This is a genomic window from Pseudomonadota bacterium (genome assembly GCA_030859565.1).
In the GTDB taxonomy this organism is placed as follows: domain Bacteria; phylum Pseudomonadota; class Gammaproteobacteria; order JACCXJ01; family JACCXJ01; genus USCg-Taylor.
In genome coordinates, this window is sequence record JALZJW010000218.1 from 1 (window position 1) to 4,322 (window position 4,322).

At 56.7% G+C, this 4,322-nt stretch carries 3 protein-coding genes and 3 tRNA genes; 4 read left to right on the forward strand and 2 right to left on the reverse strand.

The genetic code is table 11. The features are described 5' to 3' along the window. Nucleotides 1-480: 480 nt before the first annotated feature. Nucleotides 481-555: transfer RNA gene (locus M3436_19555), tRNA-Val, on the reverse strand. A gap of 106 nt (nt 556-661) precedes the next feature. Here M3436_19555 and gltX point away from each other — a divergent pair. The 3 genes from gltX to M3436_19570 all read left to right on the forward strand — a co-directional run bounded on the left by gltX (nt 662) and on the right by M3436_19570 (nt 2,360). Continuing rightward, nucleotides 662-2,095: a glutamate--tRNA ligase gene (gene gltX, locus M3436_19560; GenBank protein ID MDQ3566179.1), complete on the forward strand. Its 1,434-nt coding sequence runs from the start codon at nt 662-664 to the stop codon at nt 2,093-2,095. 16 nt (nt 2,096-2,111) lie between these two features. Continuing rightward, a tRNA-Ala gene (locus M3436_19565) sits at nt 2,112-2,187 on the forward strand. A 97-nt stretch (nt 2,188-2,284) separates the two neighbouring features. Further along, nucleotides 2,285-2,360 (forward strand) — tRNA-Glu (locus tag M3436_19570). 52 nt (nt 2,361-2,412) lie between these two features. On the opposite strand, the gene M3436_19575 is transcribed toward M3436_19570, so the two are convergent. After that, on the reverse strand, nt 2,413-2,805 hold the full coding sequence (locus M3436_19575; protein MDQ3566180.1) for a VanZ family protein: 393 nt from the start codon (nt 2,803-2,805) through the stop codon (nt 2,413-2,415). 471 nt (nt 2,806-3,276) lie between these two features. Between M3436_19575 and M3436_19580 the strand changes: the two genes are divergently transcribed. Beyond that, the gene (locus M3436_19580; GenBank protein ID MDQ3566181.1) at nt 3,277-4,296 is read left to right on the forward strand and encodes an NAD-dependent epimerase; all 1,020 of its coding nucleotides are present in this window, start codon (nt 3,277-3,279) and stop codon (nt 4,294-4,296) included. Nucleotides 4,297-4,322 lie beyond the last annotated feature (26 nt).

Below are 4,322 nucleotides of genomic sequence, written 5' to 3' on the forward strand. Positions count from 1 at the left end.
TCATCAGCAGTTCTCCGTAATAACCATTACGAAGATCCGATCATCACCGCGAGCAGAAGTTCCGGAAGTTTTTCAACAAAATCGGCCAGGAGCGGACCATCAGAATATCCGAATAGCGGGCGGTCAAAGAAGCCGAGCTGATCAACAGAGAGCCTTCTGCAGTAGACGACCGGGAGTGGGTGGCTTATTCAGTAGGAATTGCAAGGCCCTGAAAAATGCGAGTGAAACCTTTAATGGCTTAGAATGTATACACGGGTGGCATGACCGCGCCAATCGAGCGCATTACCCCAAGCTCTGTGACACAAGGTTTTCTCCCGGACTCTCCAAATGTCGTCCATCGTTTCGGCCGGGCGCATTTTGCTCGGAATGGGGTTGACGGGTTGGAAGGCCATTCAGGGATCGCCTGAGGGCCGCCGTCCTAACAGTCTGGGGGCTTCGCGGTAGCCCGGCGACAGGAGTAGGATAACAGTTTGAGTTACTTGGTGGGCGATGCTGGGATTGAACCAGCGACCTCCGCTGTGTGAAAGCAGCGCTCTCCCACTGAGCTAATCGCCCGTCGCAGGAATTCTAAGGACATTAAACCGCAGGGTCAATCAATCTCAAGGCGATGGGAGCGGTGGACTGAGCGGCGAATAAATTGGAACACAACGCAGGCGGCATGATGGAGAAATTTCAAGTACGCACGCGTTTCGCACCGAGTCCGACCGGTTACTTGCATATCGGCGGTGCGAGGACGGCGCTCTTCTCTTGGCTCTATGCGAGAAGACATGGCGGCGTATTTATTTTGAGGATCGAGGACACCGATCTCGAACGATCGACGCCGGCGGCGGTCGATGCGATCCTGGAGGGCATGGCGTGGCTCGGTCTCGACCATGACGAAGGCCCATATTTTCAAACACGGCGCTTCGATCGTTATCGAGAGATCATCGATCGGTTGCTGCGAGAGGGACAGGCTTACCATTGTTATTGCTCGAAAGAGCGGCTCGAGGCACTGCGGGCCGAGCAGATGGGGCGCAAAGAAAAGCCACGTTACGACGGCTACTGCCGTAACGCGGCGAGGACGGGCAGCCGGCCCGTGGTGCGGTTCAAGAATTCGACCGATGGCGAAGTAGCCGTGCACGATTTGATTCGAGGCCAGGTCGTGTTCCACAACCGCGAGCTCGATGATCTCATCATTGCGCGGGCGGACGGCACACCGACGTACAATCTCGCGGTGGTTGTCGATGACATGGATATGGCGATCAGCCATGTCATTCGAGGCGATGATCACCTGAACAATACGCCCCGGCAGATCAACATCCTGCGGGCCTTGGGTGCACCCATCCCGGCCTATGCGCATGTGCCGATGATCCTCGGAGGCGACGGCCAGCGGCTGTCGAAACGGCATGGCGCGGTCAGTGTGCTTCAGTTCCGGGAGGACGGTTATCTCCCCGAGGCGTTGCTGAATTACTTACTTCGGTTGGGCTGGTCGCACGGGGATCAAGAGATCTTTTCGATGCAGGAAATGATCGATAAATTCGGGACCGGAGCGATCAACAAAGCAGCAGCAACCTTCGACTCGGCAAAGTTACAGTGGTTGAACCAGCATTATTTAAAAAACATCCCTACGCCCGAATTACTGGCGCGTCTCGGTTGGCATTTAGACCGTCTCGGGATCGCGGCGAGCGATCCCCCGGCGTTGGCGGATGTTGTTCAGCCGCTACGTGAACGCTCTAAGACCTTGGTGGAGATGGCGGACAGCGCTGGCGTTTTTTATAGGGATTCTTCCGCCTATGACGAGCCGGCCGCGGCGAGGTACCTCATCCCGCTGATGGCCGATCCACTGCTGATGTTATGGCAACGATTTTCAGACTTACCGCAGTGGACTCAGGAGGCTGTCCATGAAGCCATCACCCACGTAGCGGCGACATTCGAATTGAACTTGGGCCAGCTTGCTCAGCCTCTGAGAGTCGCGTTGACCGGCCGGAGCGTCTCCCCGCCTATCGACACCACGGCCTGGCTCATGGGTAGGGAACGTTCCTTGCAACGTATAGCCAAGGCCATTGCCTATGTTCAGAGCCAAGGGGTTATTGACACCGGCGCGGGCCTATCTTAAGGTTTGAACAATCCGTGGGGCCATAGCTCAGATGGGAGAGCGCTACAATGGCATTGTAGAGGTCGGCGGTTCGATCCCGCCTGGCTCCACCACCTATCGCACGGGTAACCGGTTCGCCTTGCCGCGGACCTCCAGCGGTTTACGGCAGAGGAAGGTTAGGCGCGCCCCGGGAATCTCAGAGACAATCCTGTCCCCATCGTCTAGAGGCCTAGGACATCGCCCTTTCACGGCGGCAACAGGGGTTCGAATCCCCTTGGGGACGCCAATCGTCCGGCAGTCAGTCCGCCGCGATGATTTTACGGACCGCGCACATAGGCTTACCGCGTGCTGCGGCGGGTATTATGGATCTCCAAGACGGTTTCTAGACGCGTTACGATGGACGACAATCCCAATAACGCTGAGATCCAGCCGAGCGCGATGCCGAAGGTGTTAGCGGCGATATCCAGGTAGCTAAAGGCTCGATACCCGCCGGCTCCTTGACCGAGCTCCAGACTGATGCCGAGCAGCGTTAAAGCAAGTGCGAGGGCAGCCCAACGATTGCGCCGCGTGATCTGGACAAACCATAGCATCAGCAAGGCGTAAACCGCGCCGTGGACCAGTTTATCGGGGATCGCCGGAGCCTGTATCGAAGGTAAAGGTATAAGGGAGAAGAAGATGGTAATGCCGACGAGGAGACCACCGGCGAGCTTCCACATGCATCGAATAGTCATGGTATCTATTATTGCCTGAGAGTTTAGGAGAGCGGCATGAATACCGACCTCCGTCGAGGAAGCCCGGAGTGTGGCGCGGAATGCCGCCTGTAGCGCATAACAATGATCGTCCGGGATCGCTCGAACTTGAAAGGACGCAATCTATCATGATGAATCAGGCCGCTGAAAGGTTGTGAAAACATCGTCGCGAGCGAAGAGAGGTCGCGTTGCATCCTCGGCGCGCCAAACAGGGCCGCCTTCGGCCCGGCCAGCTTCGCTGGCGCTCGGGTACTCGCCCCTGGCCCTGGCTTTCCGCCGAAGCGCAGGAGCGTTTCGCCGGGAGCGAAACGGCGCGCAAGCCCCGTAGGGGCGAGTCTCAAGGATGAGACGAGCAACCGGAGTGTATGTTGAAATACATGAGGATTCCGAGCATCGCCGGAACGCGAGATGCCGAGCGCAGCAGATTTTTTCACAAGCTTTGAGGCAATAGCAATGAAAATCCTAATAACCGGCGCGGCTGGTTTTATCGGCGCGGCTCTCGGCGGACGCCTGCTCGATCGAGGCGACCAAGTGCTTGGTGTCGATAATTTGAACGACTATTACGATGTCGGCCTCAAGGAGGCGCGTCTTAGCCGGCTTGCCGTTCACGAGAATTTTCGTTTCATCAAGCTCGACATTGCCGATCGGCCGGGCATCGACGCGCTGTTTAATACGGAGCGGCCGGCGCGAGTTGCACATTTAGCGGCGCAAGCCGGGGTGCGTTACTCACTCACCCACCCCCACGCCTATGTCGATTCGAATCTTCTCGGTTTCGTAAATATCCTCGAGGGGTGCCGCCATTATGGCGTCGAGCACCTCGTCTATGCCTCCTCAAGTTCGGTGTACGGAGCCAACACCCGGATGCCGTTCTCTGTTCACGATAATGTCGATCACCCCGTTTCATTGTATGCGGCGACAAAAAAAGCCAACGAGTTGATGGCGCATACCTATAGCCATCTATACGCCATGCCGGTGACGGGCTTGAGATTTTTCACCGTGTATGGCCCCTGGGGCAGACCCGACATGGCCTTGTTTCTTTTTACCCGTAATATCATCGAGGGACAACCGATCGATGTCTTCAACTACGGCGAGCATCGGCGCGATTTCACCTATATCGATGATATCGTTGAAGGCGTCATTCGAGTTATAGATACGGTCGCGGCGCCCAGCCCGGAGTGGTCCGGTCACGAGCCGGATCCCGGCGCCAGCCGCGCGCCCTATAGACTGTACAATATCGGGAACAATAAGCCGGTACCCTTGATGCGGTTCATCGAGGTGCTGGAGGAAACGCTAGGAAAAAAGGCGCAAAAGAATTTTTTACCGATGCAGCCCGGCGACGTTCCCGATACCTATGCGGATATTACCGAGCTCGAGCGGGATGTTGGGTACCGGCCGTCGACGCCGATCGATGTGGGGATCGCAAAGTTTGTAAGCTGGTATAAAGGCTATTCTAGAAACCATGAAACACGGTAGAAAAATATCCGTTATCGGGCTCGGTT